The organism is Micromonospora sp. CPM1, from assembly GCF_023896895.1.
Classification (GTDB): domain Bacteria; phylum Actinomycetota; class Actinomycetes; order Mycobacteriales; family Micromonosporaceae; genus Micromonospora; species Micromonospora tulbaghiae.
Window position 1 is genome coordinate 1 of record NZ_JAMHIU010000036.1, and the last position, 17,406, is coordinate 17,406.

General features: G+C 71.1%; 9 protein-coding genes. 4 read left to right on the top strand and 5 right to left on the bottom strand.

Annotated features, from left to right (window positions below):
• Window positions 1–52: 52 nt before the first annotated feature.
• The gene (locus M8C11_RS28105; RefSeq protein ID WP_252454371.1) at window positions 53–1,564 is read right to left on the bottom strand and encodes an APC family permease; all 1,512 of its coding nucleotides are present in this window, start codon (window positions 1,562–1,564) and stop codon (window positions 53–55) included.
• Between the two features lie 199 nt (window positions 1,565–1,763).
• On the opposite strand from M8C11_RS28105, the gene M8C11_RS28110 reads away from it, so the two are divergent.
• Window positions 1,764–2,417 carry a GPP34 family phosphoprotein gene (locus M8C11_RS28110; protein WP_018788275.1) on the top strand — a complete coding sequence of 218 codons (654 nt, stop codon included), beginning with the start codon at window positions 1,764–1,766 and terminating at the stop codon, window positions 2,415–2,417.
• A 39-nt stretch (window positions 2,418–2,456) separates the two neighbouring features.
• On the opposite strand, the gene M8C11_RS30660 is transcribed toward M8C11_RS28110, so the two are convergent.
• On the bottom strand, window positions 2,457–3,056 hold the full coding sequence (locus M8C11_RS30660; protein WP_145751976.1) for a GNAT family N-acetyltransferase: 600 nt from the start codon (window positions 3,054–3,056) through the stop codon (window positions 2,457–2,459).
• Window positions 3,057–3,209: 153 nt separating this feature from the next.
• Between M8C11_RS30660 and M8C11_RS28120 the strand changes: the two genes are divergently transcribed.
• Entirely contained in the window at window positions 3,210–3,896 is a 687-nt protein-coding gene (locus M8C11_RS28120; RefSeq protein WP_145751978.1) for a cellulose binding domain-containing protein, read from the top strand.
• Between the two features lie 143 nt (window positions 3,897–4,039).
• Window positions 4,040–9,538: a pullulanase-type alpha-1,6-glucosidase gene (gene pulA / locus M8C11_RS28125; RefSeq protein WP_252454373.1), complete on the top strand. Its 5,499-nt coding sequence runs from the start codon at window positions 4,040–4,042 to the stop codon at window positions 9,536–9,538.
• A 71-nt stretch (window positions 9,539–9,609) separates the two neighbouring features.
• Here the strand turns inward: pulA and M8C11_RS28130 are convergent, their stop codons facing one another.
• The 3 genes from M8C11_RS28130 to M8C11_RS28140 form a co-directional block, all read right to left on the bottom strand.
• The gene (locus tag M8C11_RS28130) at window positions 9,610–11,499 is read right to left on the bottom strand and encodes a hypothetical protein (RefSeq protein ID WP_252454375.1); all 1,890 of its coding nucleotides are present in this window, start codon (window positions 11,497–11,499) and stop codon (window positions 9,610–9,612) included.
• Between the two features lie 285 nt (window positions 11,500–11,784).
• Complete coding sequence (locus tag M8C11_RS28135; protein WP_252454377.1) at window positions 11,785–13,530, bottom strand: hypothetical protein; 1,746 nt, start codon at window positions 13,528–13,530, stop codon at window positions 11,785–11,787.
• Between the two features lie 268 nt (window positions 13,531–13,798).
• The gene (locus tag M8C11_RS28140; protein ID WP_252454378.1) at window positions 13,799–15,274 is read right to left on the bottom strand and encodes an aminopeptidase P family protein; all 1,476 of its coding nucleotides are present in this window, start codon (window positions 15,272–15,274) and stop codon (window positions 13,799–13,801) included.
• A gap of 113 nt (window positions 15,275–15,387) precedes the next feature.
• Here M8C11_RS28140 and asnB point away from each other — a divergent pair, with 113 nt between their 5' ends.
• A complete protein-coding gene (gene asnB, locus M8C11_RS28145; protein WP_120568977.1) occupies window positions 15,388–17,349 on the top strand; it encodes an asparagine synthase (glutamine-hydrolyzing) in 1,962 nt (653 codons plus the stop codon).
• The last annotated feature ends 57 nt before the right edge of the window (window positions 17,350–17,406 follow it).

Here is a 17,406-nt window from a genome sequence, read left to right on the forward strand (position 1 = left end):
TTGGGGGGGGTGGGGGGGGCGCCCACCCGCCGGGCGGCCGCCCCGACGGGCGTCAGCGGTGGTGGGCGCCGGCCCAGCGGTCGGCCTCGGGGGCCGGGTGCAGGCCGGGCTCGTGCAGGCCCTCCTCGGTGACCTGGCCGATCCGGCGGTACGTCTCCGGCCGGCTGGTGCGCAGGATCGCGCCCCAGATCAGGCCGACCACGCCCGCCGCCACCGGGATCGCCGGCAGCAGCCACTTCAGGTAGCTCGCCGTGTCGGGGGCGAGCAGCGCGTCGAAGTTGAACAGCAGCACCAGCAGCACGGCGGTGAGCAGGACCGTGCCGAGCGCCGGGGCGATTGCCCGCTGCCACGCGCTCTCCGGGCCCTGGCGGCCCCGGAAGAAGCCGACCACGGAGGCGGAGGTGAGCGTCATCAGCAGGACGACGCCGACCGCGGCCGCGCCGGACAGCCAGGTGAACAGGTCGATGACCGGGTCACGGCCGGTCATCGCGAACGCCAGGAACACCACGACGGCGAGGATGCTCTGCACCAGCGAGCCCGCGACCGGTGCGCCGCTGCGGCTGGAGGTCGCGCCGAGGAAGCCCGGCAGCACCCGCTCGCGGCCCAGCGCGAACAGGTAGCGCGCCACGCCGTTGTGGAACGACAGCAGGGCGGCCAGCACGCTGGTGATGAACAGGACGTTGGCGATGTCGGCGACGACCGTGCCGGTGTACTGGCCGAGCGCGTCGAAGATGATGGCCGGGCCCGACTTGGCACTTTCCGCCGGGGCGTTCTCCGGACCGGTGAGCACGGTCAGCGCCCAGGCCGAGAAGGCGTAGAACAGGCCGGTGAACGCCACCGCGATGTAGGTGGCCCGGGCGACGGTGCGACGCGGGTCCTTGACCTCCTCGCTGTAGATGGCGCCGCTCTCGAAGCCGGTGAAGGAGGCGATGGTGAACGCGAGCACCGCGCCGAAGCCGGCGCCGAACAGGTGGCCGGGGCTGATGCCGGCGGTGGTGACGGTGCCGCCGTCGGGGTTGGCGAAGGCGACCAGGTCGAAGATCAGCACGGCCACGCACTCGAGGATGAGCAGCACCGCGAGCACCGTGGCGTTGAGGTCGATGCGCAGCACGCCGAGCGCGCCGATGAAGACCCAGGCCAGCAGCGCCCAGACCCACCAGTCGAGCTCGATGCCGGTCTTGGCGGACATGAAGTCACCCAGGATCGCGCCGAGCAGGCCGTACAGACCGATCTGGATCGCGTTGTACGCCGCGAGCGCGACAGCCGAGCCGGCCACCCCGCCGGCCCGGCCGAGGCCGTTGGCGATGTACGCGTAGAACGCGCCCGCGTTGGCGACGTACCGGCTCATCGCGGCGTAGCCGGTGGCGAAGACGGCGAGCACGGCGGCGAGGAGCACGTATCCGAGCGCGGCGCCGATGTTGCCGCTGACCGCGTACATGGTGGTGACACCACCGCCGAGAACGGTCAGCGGGGCGGATGCGGCGACGGTGAAGAAGACGAGGTGAGCGGTGCCGAGACGACCGCGGCGCAGCCCACCGTCGGAGAAGAACGGATCGGAGGACAAGGCTTCTCCAGGGGAGGGGGGTGAGGGGATTGAGGTGTCTACTTCGGAACAACCTGAAGCAGGGTATTGGTGATCACGTATCGTGACAACCCCACTTCGATATCGATTGGGGTGCGCGTGATCGGCCGGAATTGAGCTGTGCGTGGTCATGCCGTACCGTCCCGTGTCGACGATCACGGCCACCGTTCGAGGATGGACCATGACCTACCCCGGGGCGCAGGCCACTTACCGGCTTGCGGATGCGCTGTTCCTTATCGGACACGACGAGTTCACCGGCAAGCCGCACGTCGCTGTCGACCGGCTGGAGTGCGGGCTGGCCGGCGCCGCGCTCGCCGAGCTGATGTTCGAGGGCCGGATCGCCCTCGACGGAGGGGGGATCGCCGCTGTCGATCCGCGGCTGTGGCAGGAGCCGCTCACCGACCTGCTGATCACCGAGATCCTGCGCCGCGAGGGGGCGCATCCGGCCCGGCTGTGGATCCGCTACCTGCGGACCCAGCTCAACATCAACGAGCGGGTGGGCACCCGGCTGGTCACCGCCGGCGTGCTCCGCCGTGAGCAGGGCAAGCTGATCGGCCGGACGGTGCGCTGGCCGGCCATCGACCCGAACCAGGCGGCCTCACCGCGGGTGCGGCTGACCGCGATGCTGATGCACTCGTCCCCGGCCGAGCTGGACCCGGGGACGCTGCTGCTGGCGACCCTCGCCGAGGCGGTCGGGCTGGCCGCGCACATCTTCGATCCGCAGGTGGCAGCGCGGATGCGTGACTGCCGCCGGTTCCTGCCGGCTCAGCTCGAAGGGTTGCTCGCCGCCGTCGTGGGCGCGCTCGACGTCACCACCACGACGGTACGGCGATGACGTCCCGCCCCGGGCCGAGCCGGGGCGGGACGGCACCGGTCAGGCCGGGTCTCGCCACATCGGGTAGAGGCTGGGGCCCTCCGGCAGGTCCAGCGTGACCGGACGGCGCCGGAATCCGAGCCGCTCGTAGAGCGCGGCGTTGCGCGGCGAACTGGCCTCCAGGTACGCCGCGGTGCCGGCCTGATCCAGCTCGGCCAGCTTGTTACGCAGCAGCGCCGAGCCGACGCCCTTGCCGTGATGGTCCGGGTGCACCGCGATGAAGGGCAGGTACCAGTGCGGCTCGCCCGGGTGCCGGGCGCTCATCATCTCGTCCAGCACACCGAACCGCTTCATGGCCTCCGCGCCGATGGCGGCCTCCATCTCGTCGAACTCGTCGCCCTCCTCGGCGTCGTGACCCTCGCCGGTGGGCAGCCAGAGCGTGGCGCCCAGGCCGTCGCCGGCGACGTACACCTCACCGGTGCGCAGCGCCAGCGCGACGAACGGTCCGAAGAAGGCGGGATGGACCCGGGCCCGGTGGTCGTCGGCCGGGAAGACCCAGCCGCTCACCGGATCCCGCATGAACGCCTCGGCGAGGATCGCGGTCACGACGGCGGCGTCCGCCGTGGACGCCCGCCGGATGTCGCCCTGCCACTCAGTCACTGGCCAACCGTCCTACCGGCTCGACGAGCCATTGTGGTCATTGATCGGCGTGCAAGGTATCAGGTGCGAGGCACCGGACGGCAGGGCTCGGGCGCGATGCTCGCCGCGACCCGGCCCGGCTGGCTACTCTGGCCCGGACCCGACAGGAGGACCATGTCCCGCACGCGTCGTCCCGGCCCGCAGCCCGGGGCCGCCATGACCTCGTCCCCCTGGATCCTCGTCGCCGCGGGCGTGGTCGTGATGGTGGTCCTGCTGGTGGTGGCGCTCGGTTCGGTGCGGGGCCGGCGGACGTTCCCGGCGGCCGGTCCGGCGGATCCGGTGATGTCGCTGCCGCACGTCGCGCCGACGCCCACGGCGGTCACCCCCACCGGCCCGTCGCCGGTCTCCGCCACCGCCGCGGTGGTGCCGGGCCTGTCGCCCCGGTCCACCTTGCTGCCCGCCCGGCCGACTCCGGCCGCGCCGACTCCCAGCCCTCGGGGTGTGGCCCGGCCGGTGCTGCCTCCGACGCCTCCTCCGACGCCGCCGTCGGCGGTGACCGGCCGGTACAGCGTGCCGAGCGCCTTCGACGGCGGGTTCATCGGTGAGGTGCTGCTGGTCAACACCGCGCGCACGGCGCAGGGCTGGACGGTGCGCGCGGTGTTCCCGGGTGGCCGGCTGGTCACCGCCTGGGTCGAGGGCGCCGAGCAGGGTGTGTTCCGCTTCGACGACGGCGTGTTGACCTACCGCAGCGGGTTCGACCTGGCCCCCGGGCAGTCGCTGCCGGTGCGGTTCCACATCGAGCGGGCCGGCGCCCGGCCGGTGAGCTGCACCGTCGACGGCACGCCCTGCGCCGAACGGTAGGTCGCGCGGCCCGGTAGGGGCCGGCGTCGGATGCCTCCTCTTGCAAGGCGACTGCTTTGTTGCGGCAGTGTTTGCAAGGTATTGCAGAATGTTTCGGCAAGGGCTAGCGTGCGGGCGAATCAGCGACCAGAGAAAGGCCGTCGATGAAACCGCCGCCGATATCCCCCAAGGCGCTGCTCGCCCTGGTCACCTCCCTCGTACTCACTCTCGTCGGCGTGCCGGTGGCCCTCCACCAGCTCGGCGCCGACGCCACCGGCCCGGCCGCCGCCACCCCCGACGTCCTGGCCGCCGGCAACACTCCGCAGTGGAACCGCGAGCCGTCCCCCGACGCGCTGCTCAAGGCCGCCGCCGGCACCAAGAAGGCCGAGCAGTTCTACTTCGTCCTGCCGGACCGGTTCGCCAACGGCGACAAGCGCAACGACACCGGCGGCCTCACCGGCGGCCGGCTCACCACCGGCCTCGACCCGGCCGACAAGGGCTTCTACCACGGCGGCGACCTCAAGGGCCTGATCGACCGGATGGACTACATCCAGGGCCTCGGCACCACAGCCATCTGGCTCGCGCCGATCTTCAAGAACCGGCCGGTGCAGGGCACCGGCGCGGACGTCTCGGCCGGCTACCACGGCTACTGGATCACCGACTTCACACAGGTCGACCCGCACTTCGGCACCAACGCCGAGCTGAAGAAGCTGGTCGACCTGGCCCACCGGCGGGGCATCAAGGTCTACCTCGACATCATCGTCAACCACACCGCCGACGTCATCCGGTACGCCGAGGACAAGTACGGCTACGTGGACAAGAAGACCGCCCCCTACCGCGACGCGCAGGGACGCCCCTTCGAGGACCGCAACTACGCCGACGGCACCCGGAGGTTCCCGGCGGTGAACGAGAAGTCGTTCCCGTACACCCCGGTGTTCGCCACCCCGGCCGACGCGAAGGTCAAGGTACCGGCGTGGCTGAACGACCCGACCATGTACCACAACCGCGGTGACTCCACGTTCGCCGGGGAGAACAGCGAGTACGGCGACTTCTTCGGCCTCGACGACCTGTGGACCGAGCGTCCCGAGGTGGTCCGCGGCATGACCGACATCTACGCCCAGTGGATCGGCAAGGCCGGCGTGGACGGGTTCCGCCTCGACACGGTCAAGCACACCAACCTCGACTTCTGGCCGCAGTTCGCCCGCGGCATCGACGCCGCCGCGACCAAGGCCGGCAAGAAGGACTTCTTCATGTTCGGCGAGGTCTACAGTGCCGAGCAGGAGATCCAGTCCACCTACGTGCGACAGGGCGGACTGCCCGCCACGCTCGACTTCTCGTTCCAGGAGGCGGCACGCGGGTACGCCGCCGCCGACGGCTCGGCCAAGGCGCTCGCCGACGTCTACGCCAAGGACGACCTGTACTCCGCGCGGGACACGAACGCCAACCGGCTCACCACGTTCCTGGGCAACCACGACATGGGCCGGATCGGCTCGTTCGTCGCCGCCGCCGGCGGTGACGACGCCACCCAGCTGAACCGCAGCCGGCTCGCGCACCAGCTCATGTTCCTCACCCGCGGCCAGCCGGTCGTCTACTCCGGCGACGAGCAGGGCTTCACCGGCCCGGGCGGCGACAAGGACGCCCGGCAGGACATGTTCGCCTCGCGGACCGCCGACTACCTCGACGACGACCTGATCGGCACCACCCGTACCCACGCCGCCGACCAGTACGACACCCGCCACCCGCTCTACCGGACCATCGCCGAGCTGGGCGAGCTGCGGTCGGCGCACCCGGCGCTGCGCGACGGCGTGCAGGTGACCCGGCACGCGGCCGACGGGCCGGGCGTGTTCGCGTTCTCCCGCGTCCTGCCCGCCGACCGGATCGAGTACGTGGCGGCGGTGAACAACGCCGCGACGCCGCAGACTGTCACGGTGGACACCTGGTCGGCCGGCGCCCACTTCACCGGCGTGTACGGCGGCGCCGCGGGCGCGACTGCCGGCGCGGACGGCAAGCTGAGCGTCACAGTGCCGGCGATGTCGGCGCTGGTGCTGAAGGCCGACCGGGCGATCCCGCAGGCCGGGGCACCGACGATCACGATCACCGAGCCGGACGACACCCCGGTCCCCGGCAAGACCGCCGTCACCGCCCAGGTCACCGGCGATCCGCTCGCCACCGTCACGTTCGCCGCCCGGGTCGCGGGCGGCAAGTGGACGCTGCTGGGCAGCGCGCAGCGCGCGCCGTACACCGTGCACCACGACCTGACCGGCCTGCCCGGCGGCACCCGCGTGGAGTACAAGGCGGTGGTCCGCGACGGAAAGGGCCGCACCGCCACCGCCCGCGCCACCGGCACCGTCGGCACCCCCGCACAGGGCGCGTCACGCGACTGGGCGATCGTGCACTACCAGCGCCCGGCCGGCGGGTACGACGACTGGCGGCTGTACGCCTGGGGCGACATCGACCCGGCGTACGTGACGCAGTGGCCCGCCGGGCAGCCGTTCGCCGGTGAGGACTCGTACGGCCGGTTCGCCTGGGTCAAGCTCAAGCCCGGCGCGAAGACCGTCGGATTCCTCGTGATCGACGGCGACGGCAACAAGGACGTCGCGAACGACCGCACCATCGACGTGACTGCGACCGGCGAGGTCTGGGTCAAGCAGGGCGACCCGGCGGTCTATCCGACGCGGCAGGCCGCCACCGGCGAACCCGACCCGCCGGTGGACCAGAACACGGCGCTGATCCACTGGCGCAAGGCCGACGGGAACTACGACGGCTGGGGCCTGCACCTGTGGGACGGCGCTGCCACCCCGACCGACTGGGCCGCCCCGCTCGAGCCGGAGAAGATCGACGCGTACGGGGCGGTGTTCCGGGTGCCCCTCGCCGCCGGGGCGACCGGCCTGAGCTACATCATTCATTCCGGTGACGAGAAGGACCAGCCCGAGGACCAGCGGCTCGACTTCGCCTCCGCCGGACGCGAGGTGTGGCTGCTCGCCGGCGTCAAGGGGCGGCTGCTGCCCACCACCACGTCCGGCGCCGCCAAGGACCTCGACCTGACCAAGCAGAAGGCGCAGTGGATCGACAGGTCCACAGTCGCCTGGGCGACCGGGCCGACCGACGGCAGGCGGTACGCGCTCGCCGTCGCCCCGGCCGGCGGGATCGGCCTCGCCGACGGCGAGCTGACCGGCACGTACACCACCATCGGGCTGCGGGCGCAGCGCAACGGGCTGACCGAGGCGCAACGGCAGGCGTACCCCCATCTCTGGGCCTCGCACGCCTTCACGCTCGACCGCGCCGACCTGGCCCGGGTGCCGGCGGCGCTGCGCGGCCAGATCGTGGTGACCGAGCGGGACGCCGACGGTGCGCTGCTCGCCGCCACCGGCGTGCAGATCCCCGGCGTGCTCGACGACGTCTACGCGGCGGCGACCGGCGCGAAGCTCGGCCCGACGTTCGCCGGCCGGGTGCCCACCCTGGCGGTGTGGGCGCCGACCGCGCGGACCGTCTCGCTGGAGCTGTACGACTCGCCCACGTCCCAGCCGACCAGCGTGGCGATGCGCCGCGACGACCGCACCGGCGTCTGGTCGGTACGCGGCACGAAGGCGTGGAACGGCCGCTACTACCGCTACCGGGTGCAGGCGTGGCAGCCGGCCACGCAGAAGATGGCCACCGCGTCGGTGACCGACCCCTACTCGGTGGCGCTCGCCCCGAACTCCACGCACAGCCAGATCGTCGACCTGACCGACCCGGCGCTCGCACCGGCCGGCTGGGCGAACCTGCGCAAGCCGGCCGCCCCGCCGGCGTCGAAGGTCCAGATCTCCGAGCTGTCGGTGCGGGACTTCTCCATCGCCGACACCACGGTCCCGGCCGAGCGCCGGGGCACCTACCTGGCGTTCACCGATCCGAACACGGCAGGCATGAAGCACCTGCGGGCGCTCGGCGACGCCGGGGTCAACCACCTGCACCTGCTGCCGGCCTTCGACTTCGCCACCATCCCGGAGAAGCGGGCCGACCAGGCCCGGCCGGACTGCGACCTGGCCGCGCTGCCGCCGGACTCCGACGAGCAGCAGAAATGCGTCGCGGCGGTCGCCGGCACCGACGGCTACAACTGGGGGTACGACCCGCTGCACTACACGGTGCCCGAGGGCGGGTACGCCGTAGACCCGAACGGCGCGAAGCGCACCACCGAGTTCCGCCGGATGGTCGCCGGGGTGAACCAGGCCGGCCTGCGGGTGGTCATGGACGTGGTCTACAACCACACCTCGGCCGCCGGCGCCGACCCGAAGTCGGTACTCGACCAGGTGGTGCCCGGCTACTACCACCGGCTGCTGGAGGACGGAACCGTCGCGAACTCCACCTGCTGCGCCAACACCGCCCCGGAGCACGCCATGATGGGCAAGCTCGTGGTGGACTCGCTGGTCACCTGGGCCAAGGCGTACAAGGTCGACGGTTTCCGGTTCGACCTGATGGGCCACCACCCGAAGGCGAACATCCTGGCCGTACGGGCCGCGCTGGACAAGCTCACGCTCGCCCGCGACGGCGTGGACGGTCGCAAGATCCTGCTGTACGGCGAGGGCTGGAACTTCGGCGAGGTCGCCGACGACGCCCGGTTCACGCAGGCCACCCAGGCCAACATGGCCGGCACCGGCGTCGGCACGTTCAACGACCGGCTCCGCGACGCGGTGCGCGGCGGCGGCCCGTTCGACGCCAACCCGCGGGTGCAGGGCTTCGCCTCCGGCCTCTACACCGACCCCAACGGTGACGAGGTGAACGGCTCGGCGGCCGAGCAGCGGGCCCGGCTGCTGCACCAGCACGACCTGATCAAGGTGGGGCTGACCGGGAACCTGCGCGGCTACCGGTTCACCGACTCCACCGGCAAGCGGGTCACCGGCGCCCAGGTCGACTACAACGGCGCCCCGGCCGGATACACGGCCGCGCCGGGCGAGGCGGTCACCTACGTCGACGCGCACGACAACGAGATCCTGTACGACGCGCTGGCGTACAAGCTGCCGCAGGGGACCTCGGCACAGGACCGGGCCCGGATGCAGGTGCTCGCGCTGGCGACCACCGCGCTCGGGCAGGGCGCCGGGTTCGTGACCACCGGCTCCGAGCGGCTGCGTTCGAAGTCGCTGGACCGCAACTCGTACAACTCCGGTGACTGGTTCAACCAGATCCGGTGGGACTGCGCCCAGGGCAACGGGTTCGGCGCCGGCCTGCCGCCGGAGGCGGACAACAAGGACAAGTGGTCGTACGCGAAGCCGCTGCTGGCCGATCCGTCGCTGGTGCCGGACTGCGCGGCGATCGAGCTGGCCGACGCCCGGTACGCGGAGCTGCTGCGCGTCCGCCGGTCCTCGCCGGTGTTCGGGCTCGACACCGCCGAGCAGGTGCAGAAGCGGGTGGCGTTCCCGCTGTCCGGGACGAAGGAGACCCCGGGCGTGCTCACCATGACCCTCGACGCGCGAGGGCTGGACGGGAAGTGGAAGTCGGTGACAGTCGTCTTCAACGCCACGCCGGAGATGGCGGAGCAGACCGTCACCGGGCTGCGCGGGGCGAACGTGGCGCTGCATCCGGTGCTGCGGAACTCGGCCGACCCGGCGCTGCGTACCGCGTCGTTCGACCGGGCCGCCGGCACGTTCACCGTGCCCGCGCGCAGCGTGGCGGTGTTCGTCCAGAGCTGACCGGCAAGGCCGACCGGCCCCCTGCCACGTCACGTGGCAGGGGGCCGGTCGCGTACCGGTGGCCCGTCAGGTCAGTTGAAGCAGTCCTCGACGGTGTTGGCGCAGTTGGTGGGGTCGTTGTTGCTGATGAGGGACTTGTCGTCGAGCTTGACGCGTCCTTCGTTGTTGAGGACGCCGCCGGCGACCCGGTGGAGCTTGCTGGAGTCGGTGGCGGTGTTCTTGGTGACGTGGGTCTTGGTGAGGGTGATCTTCGCCTTGTTGTTGAAGATGCCGCCGCCGTTGAGGGCGGTGTTGCCCTTGATGTCGGTGTCGCGGATGGTGAGGGTGGCGTTGTCGTCCTTGTCGTGGTCGCGGGCGAGGAAGCCGTCCTCGATCTTGATGAGCCACTCGCCGTTGTAGATGCCGCCGCCGAACCGGTTGGCGGTGTTGTCGACGATCTTGCTGTCGGCGATCGTGGCGCTGGCGTGCTCCTTGTCGTTCGGGTAGCCCCAGTGCTTGCCGCCGGTGACCACGACACCGCCGCCGTCGCCGTCGGCGTGGTTCTTGGCGACGTGCACCTTGTCCAGGTCGAGGTCGGTGTTCTCGGCGTAGACGCCGCCACCGTTCTCGCAGGCGGTGTTGCCCGTGATCGCGGTGAAGGACACCGTGACGGTGCCGCCGCTGCTGAACAGGCCGCCACCGTTCTTGCCGGCGCGGTTGTCCGACAGGCTCGACTTCACGCCGTCCTTGCCGTGGTCGGAACCGTAGATCTCGACAGTGCCGGCCTCGTGGTGCTTCTCCTTCTTGTCGTAGCCCTTCGGCGCGGCGGAGGCCGCCGGGCCGTGCCCACCGGACAGGCCGCTGCCGTTGGCCACACCGCCGCCGTTGCCGCCGGCGGTGTTGTCGTCGACGTGGGTCTCCTCGACCTTGAGGACGCCCTCGTTGTAGACGCCGCCGCCGTCGCCCTGGGCGTGGTTGTCGACGACCTTGCTCTCCTTGAGCCAGGTGCGGCCGTAGTTGGCGATGGCGCCACCGTCGCCCTCGGCGTTGTTGTCGACCAGCTTGACGTTGTCCAGGTAGGCGCTTCCGCCGCGCTCGACGAGCAGCGCGCCGCCGTCACCCTCGACGCGCTTGTCGTCGTCCTTGCCCCCGTTCATGCCGCCGTCGGCGACGGGCGCGGCAGTGACGGCAGTGGTCGCCGCGGCCGGAGCCGCGACAGCCGGGGCCGCGGCCGGGGCCGCCACCGCCGGGGCGGCAGCCGGAGCGGCGGCCGGCGGCTGGCCGCCGCCGGGAGCCCCGCCACCCGGGTACTTGAACTCGTTGGCGTTGCCGCCCTTGACCGTGAGGTCCTTGAGGGTGAGGTCGCCGCCGTCGACGACGCGGAAGATGCGGAAGGTGTCTTCGGCGTCGCGCTTGATGGTGGAGCCGTTGCCCTTGATGGTGACGTCCTGCTTGATCTCGGGCAGGGCGGAGCCGAACTTGCGGTCCTTGACGCCGAGTTCGTAGGTGCAGTTCTCGGCGAGCTTGATGGTGCCGCCGTGGTCGCGGTTGGCCAGTTCGAGGGCGTCGACCAGGGCGTCGTCGTCGCAGGCGACCTCGCGGGTCTTGCCGTGGTCGTCCTTGCCGTCCTTGCCCCACTCGCCCTTGTCCGCGCCCCACTCGCCACGGTCGCGGCCTTCCTGGCCACGGTCCTTGCCGTCCTTGCCGTACCCGTCCTTCTCGTGCCCGTCCTTGTCGTAACCGTCCCGGCCGTACTCGCCCTTGTCGCCGTGGTCGCCGTCGCTGAGCTGCTGCGTGGTCGACCACTTGACGTCGGCGAGCCGGTGCGGGCCGGTGGCACCGGTGGTCGCGTAGGCCACGCCGGCGAGGCTGACCGCTCCGGTCAGGCCCACAACGCCGGTGGCGAGCCACATCCGGCGACGCCGGAGCGGGGAGATGGTCTTGCTGGTGGCGTCATCGTTATTGCGAAGGTAGTTGGACATCGGAGCTCTCTGCCCTCTCCTTGTACCTGACAAGGTCGCTTCGCCCTGGCGAGGCGGCCTTCGCTACAAATCGGTTGTAGCTGCTGAAGATGACCGTATGAGAACCTTCTTCGCCTCGTGGTCATACACGAAAAAAACCCGCATAAGGGTGCGGGTGGGATGGGCGGGCGCAGTGCGGTCCGGATGCCCCGGCGGGGGACACCGCGGCCAGTAGGGCTGCTCCGGGGTGGGAGCCCTCCTCGCGCCGTGGCGCGGGGAGGGCTCCCCGGTTATGTGGTGGTTCCGTCAGTTGAAGCAGTCCTCGACGGTGTTGGCGCAGTTGGTGGGGTCGTTGTTGCTGATGAGGGACTTGTCGTCGAGCTTGACGCGTCCTTCGTTGTTGAGGACGCCGCCGGCGACCCGGTGGAGCTTGCTGGAGTCGGTGGCGGTGTTCTTGGTGACGTGGGTCTTGGTGAGGGTGATCTTCGCCTTGTTGTTGAAGATGCCGCCGCCGTTGAGGGCGGTGTTGCCCTTGATGTCGGTGTCGCGGATGGTGAGGGTGGCGTTGTCGTCCTTGTCGTGGTCGCGGGCGAGGAAGCCGTCCTCGATCTTGATGAGCCACTCGCCGTTGTAGATGCCGCCGCCGAACCGGCCGGCCGTGTTGTCCACGACGGCGCTGTCGGCGATCGTGGCGCTCCCCGCGAGGCCGTCCTTCTCGGCGCCGTTGCCGGCCCAGTCCCGCCCGCCGGTCGTCACCACGCCGCCACCGTCGCCGTCGGCGTGGTTGCCCGCCACGTGGACCTTCTCCAGCAGCAGGTCGGTGTTCTCGGCGTAGACGCCGCCACCGTTCTCGCAGGCGACGTTGCCGCCGATGGCGGTGAACGAGACCGTGACCCAGCCGCCGCTGCTGAACAGGCCACCACCGTTGCGACCCGCCCGGTTGTGGCTCAGCGTGCTCAGCGAGGCGTCCTTACCCTCGTACGCCCCGGTGATCTCGACGGTGCCCGCGCGGTGCTTGCCGTGCTCGCCCTTGTCGGCCTTCGCGGCCGAGGCCAGGTCGACCGGCCCGTCGTGGTGCGCACCGCCGCCGTTGGCGATGCCGCCGCCGTTGCCGCCGGCGGTGTTGTCGTCGACGTGGGTCTCCTCGACCTTGAGGATGCCCTCGTTGTACACGCCGCCGCCGTCGCCCTGGGCGTGGTTGTCGACGACCTTGCTCTCCTTGAGCCAGGTGCGGCCGTAGTTGGCGATGGCGCCGCCGTCGCCCTCGGCGTTGTTGTCGACCAGCTTCACGCTGTGCAGGTGCGCGCTGCCGCCGCGCTCGACCAGGAGCGCGCCGCCGTCACCCTCGAACCGCTTGTCGTCGTCCTTGCCGTCCGGTCCGGCCGCCTTCGGCACCGACGGCCCGGGGTACTTGAACTCGTTGGCGTTGCCGCCGGAGACCGTGAGGTCCTTGAGGGTGAGGTCGCCGCCGTCGACGACGCGGAAGATGCGGAAGGTGTCTTCGGCGTCGCGCTTGATGGTGGAGCCGTTGCCCTTGATGGTGACGTCCTGCTTGATCTCGGGCAGGGCGGAGCCGAACTTGCGGTCCTTGACGCCGAGTTCGTAGGTGCAGTTTTCGGCGAGCTTGATGGTGCCGCCGTGGTCGCGGTTGGCCAGTTCGAGGGCGTCGACCAGGGCGTCGTCGTCGCAGGCGACCTCGCGGGTCTTGCCGTGGTCGTCCTTGCCGTCCTTGCCCCACTCGCCCTTGTCCGGGCCCCACTCGCCACGGTCCTTGCCGTCCTTGCCGTACCCGTCCTCGCCCTTCTCGCCGCCCTTCCCGCCCTCGGCGCGGGATTCGTCACCGGCGTTCTGCGGCGCGGCGGCGTGGTTCTCCGCCACCGGTTCGGTGCCGGACTTGTCGTCGCGGGCGGCGAGACCGCCGAGCGCCGCCAGCCCGACGACGCCGGTCAGCCCGGCCACGCCGGTGGCGACCCAGAGCGCCCGCCGTTTGCTCGTCCGCGGCGGGGGCGCCATCGGAGCGCCGCCGTCGGGTGTCGTTACGTCGTTCGACATGAGAGCCCTTTCGGTTCTTCCCAAACGGGTCGCACCGCCCCAGGTCGGGCGACCAGCTACAAACCGGTTGTAGCCTCTGATCAGCACCGTATGAGAAGGTTCCTCGCGAGGGAGACGTATCCGAAAAAAGCCCGCATTCCTCCCACGAACGGCGGTCGGTGACCAACCACGTCAGGGGGACCGCAACGGCCCAGACGAGGGCGGGCCCCACCACCCGCCCGGAGAAGGCGCGGTGGTGGGGCCCGCCGGAGATCGCGGCCCGCGAGGATCAGCCGGGCAGGCGCGAGCCCGCCTCACGCTGCTCGGCCAGCCAGGTCTCCACCTCGGCGGAGGCACGCGGCAGCCCGGCCGACAGGTTCACCGGACCGTCCGCGGTGACCAGGATGTCGTCCTCGATCCGCACGCCGATGCCCCGCAGCTCCTCCGGGACCAGCTCGTCCTCCGGCTGGAAGTAGAGCCCCGGCTCGACGGTGAGCACGTACCCCTCGCCGAGCGGCCCCTCGCGGTAGGTCTCCTTGCGCGCGTTGGCGCAGTCGTGCACGTCGATGCCGAGCATGTGGCTGGTGCCGTGCAGCGTCCACCGCCGGTAGACCGTGGAGGCCGGGTCCATCGCCTCGTCCACACTCACCGGCAGCAGCCCGAGATCCTTCAGCGCCTCCGCCAGCACCCGCATCGAGGCCAGGTGCACGTCCCGGAACGCCACACCGGGCCGGCACATCTCGATGCCGGCCTGCTGCGAGGCGTACACCGCGTCGTAGACCTGACGCTGCAACGGCGTGAACCGGCCGTCGATGGGAAGCACCCGGGTCACGTCGGCGGTGTAGAGGTTGCGGTTCTCCACGCCCATGTCCATCAGCAGCAGCTCACCCGGACGGGTCGCGCCGTGGTTGTGCACCCAGTGCAGGATCGTGGCGTGCTCGCCCGCCCCGACGATCGAGCCGTAGCCCACGTCGTTGCCGTCGTGCCGGGCGCGCAGCGCGAAGACGCCCTCCAGCAGCCGCTCGGAGACCCCGCGGTCGGCCGGCAGTGCCCGTGCCACGTCCTCGAAGCCGCGCACCGTGGCGTCGCACGCCTCCTGGAGCTGCGCGATCTCCCACTCGTCCTTGACCAGCTTCAGCTCGGAGATCGCGATCGCCAGCTCCCGGTCGCGGCCGGGCTGCCCCTCGGCGCGCGCGCCGTCGTAGGGACGCACGGCCGCGTCCACCCGGGCGTCGAAACCGCGGAGCACCCGGGTACGCCCCGGCGCCAGCTCGGCCAGCGCCGCGTCCAGCTCGCTCAGGTCAGCCGTCGGCAGGCCCAGCTCGGTGGACTTCTCCCGCAGCGTCGGCCGGCGGCCCACCCACAGCTCGCCGTGGCGGCTGCGGAAGAACTCGTCGGTCGCCCGGGACGAGCGGGGCCGCATGAACAGCGTGGACTCGCCGCCCGGCCGCAGCACGAGGACGCTGTCCGGCTCCAGATCGCCGGTCAGGTACGCGAAGTCGCTGCCCGGCCGGAACCGGTGGTCGGTGTCGTTGGCGCGTACCTTCTCGTTGCCGGTGGGGATGACCAGCGTCTCGCCCGGGAAGGCCTCGGCCAGCGCGGCCCGCCGCTTGGCGTGGTTGGGCACCTCCGGGCGCGGGGTGACCGGCAGTTCGGTGTCCCGCCAGCCCTGCCGCATGAACGACAGGAACGCCTCCGGGAAATCCGGGTCGTGCGACTCCGTGCCGTCCGCCGCCTTGCCCTGCCCGGTCCGCTCCTCGGCCATGATCCGCCCCTCCCTGAGCCTCGTCGCTGGTCCCGACGGTACCGCGCGCACGACAGCGGGAGGTGCCTGCGGTGCCGCGACGACGGCTTCCGGCGCGTGGAAAGATGGCGACCATGTGCGGACTCCTGGCCTTCTTCAGCGCGCGCGGCGACGCCGCCGCCCACCGCGACAACATCGCCGGCGCACTGGAGTGCCTGCACCACCGCGGCCCGGACGAGACAGGGGTCGAGGTGGTCGGCGACGCCTCCGGCCGGTACGCGGACGGCGTGTTCGCGCACAAGCGCCTGGCGATCATCGACGTGGCGCTGAGCCACGAGCCCCTGCCCTACGCGGGCGGGCGTTACCTGCTCACCTTCAACGGCGAGATCTACAACTACATCGAGCTGCGCGACGAGCTGATCCGCGACTACGGCGCCCAGTTCGCCACCAACGGCGACGGCGAGGTGATCGTCGCCGGCTACCACTACTGGGGTGAGCAGGTGCTCACCAAGCTGCGCGGCATGTTCGCGTTCGTGATCTGGGACCGGCAGGAGCGGCGGGCCTTCGGCGCGCGGGACTACTTCGGCATCAAGCCGCTGCACTACCTGGAGACCCAGGACGGCCTCTACCTCGCCTCAGAGAAGAAGGCGCTGCTGCCGTTCGCGCACTCGGCGTACCAGGGCGACGCGGGCATCGACACCGCCAACCTGAGCCACTACCTGACCCTCCAGTACGTGCCGGAGCCGGGCACGCTGCACAAGGGGATCAGCCGGATCGGCTCGGGGGAGTACCTGACCTGGACCCCGGGTGGCCGGATCGAGGTGCGCCGCTGGTACCGCCCGGTGTTCCGGCCGGCCCCGGTCTCCGACGAGCAGCGGCTCTACCACGACATCCGGGAGACGCTGCGCGAGAGCGTCCGGATGCACATGCGCTCGGACGTGCCGGTCGGCTCGTTCCTGTCCAGCGGCATCGACTCCACCGCCGTGGTGGCGCTGGCCCGCGAGTTCAACCCGAACATCCTCACCTTCACCGTCGGCTACGACGTGCCGGGCTACTCCGAGATCGACGTGGCCCAGGACTCGGCCCGGCACCTCGACGTGACCACGATCCCGACCAAGATCGGGCCGCAGGACATGATCGAGGCGCTGCCGAAGATCGTCTGGCACCTGGACGACCCGGTCGCCGACCCGGCGCTGGTGCCGCTGTACTTCGTGGCGAAGAAGGCCGCCGAGCACGTCACTGTGGTGCTGTCCGGTGAGGGCGCGGACGAGTTCTTCGGCGGTTACACGATCTACCGGGAGCCGCTGTCGCTCAACGCGGTCAACAGCCTGCCCGACGGCGTGCAGAAGGGCCTGCGCGCGGTGTCCAAGGCCATTCCGCAGGGCGTCAAGGGCAAGAGCTTCCTGGAGCGCGGCACCACCCCGATCGAGGAGCGCTACTACGGCAACGCCCGGATGTTCACCGAGGAGGAGAAGCAGCACCTGCTGCGCCGCTACGACCCCTCGGTGCGCTACACCGACGTGACCGCGCCGATCTACGCCGAGTGCACCGAGCTGGACGACGTCACCAAGATGCAGTACGTCGACCTCTACACCTGGCTGCGCGGCGACATCCTGGTCAAGGCCGACCGGATCTCGATGGCGCACTCGCTGGAGGTGCGGGTGCCGTTCCTGGACCGGGAGGTGTTCAACGTCGCCGCCGGCATCCCGGTCGACCTGAAGCTGCCGCCCCGCTCCGAGGCCACCAAGTACGCGATGCGCCAGGCGCTGCAGGGCGTCGTGCCGCCGGCCATCGTCAACCGCAAGAAGCTGGGCTTCCCGACCCCGACCCGGGTCTGGCTGCGCGGCGAGATGTACGAGTGGGCGCGGCACGTGCTGTCCACCTCGGGCGCGGGTGACCTGATCGACCTGTCGTACGCGCTGCGCCTGCTGGACGAGCACAAGCGGGAGGAGGCCGACCACTCCCGCAAGGTGTGGACCGTGCTGATCTTCTGCATCTGGCACGCCATCTTCGTGGCCAAGACGCTCGACCCGGGCATCCAGCGCAACCAGTCCGCGCTGCTCACCAAGCCGGTCGTCGGCAGCATGGTCCGCTGACCCGAGCGTGACGAGGAAGGGCCCCCGGGACATTCCCCGGGGGCCCTTCTCAGTGCC

Excerpts from the sequence above, each read along its gene's own strand:
- M8C11_RS28110 (WP_018788275.1), top strand. The coding sequence starts at position 1,764 with ATGACCTACCCCGGGGCGCAGGCCACTTACCGGCTTGCGGATGCGCTG.
- pulA (WP_252454373.1), top strand. The coding sequence starts at position 4,040 with ATGAAACCGCCGCCGATATCCCCCAAGGCGCTGCTCGCCCTGGTCACC.
- M8C11_RS28120 (WP_145751978.1), top strand. The coding sequence starts at position 3,210 with ATGTCCCGCACGCGTCGTCCCGGCCCGCAGCCCGGGGCCGCCATGACC.
- M8C11_RS28140 (WP_252454378.1), bottom strand. The coding sequence starts at position 15,274 with ATGGCCGAGGAGCGGACCGGGCAGGGCAAGGCGGCGGACGGCACGGAG.
- M8C11_RS28135 (WP_252454377.1), bottom strand. The coding sequence starts at position 13,530 with ATGTCGAACGACGTAACGACACCCGACGGCGGCGCTCCGATGGCGCCC.
- M8C11_RS28130 (WP_252454375.1), bottom strand. The coding sequence starts at position 11,499 with ATGTCCAACTACCTTCGCAATAACGATGACGCCACCAGCAAGACCATC.
- asnB (WP_120568977.1), top strand. The coding sequence starts at position 15,388 with ATGTGCGGACTCCTGGCCTTCTTCAGCGCGCGCGGCGACGCCGCCGCC.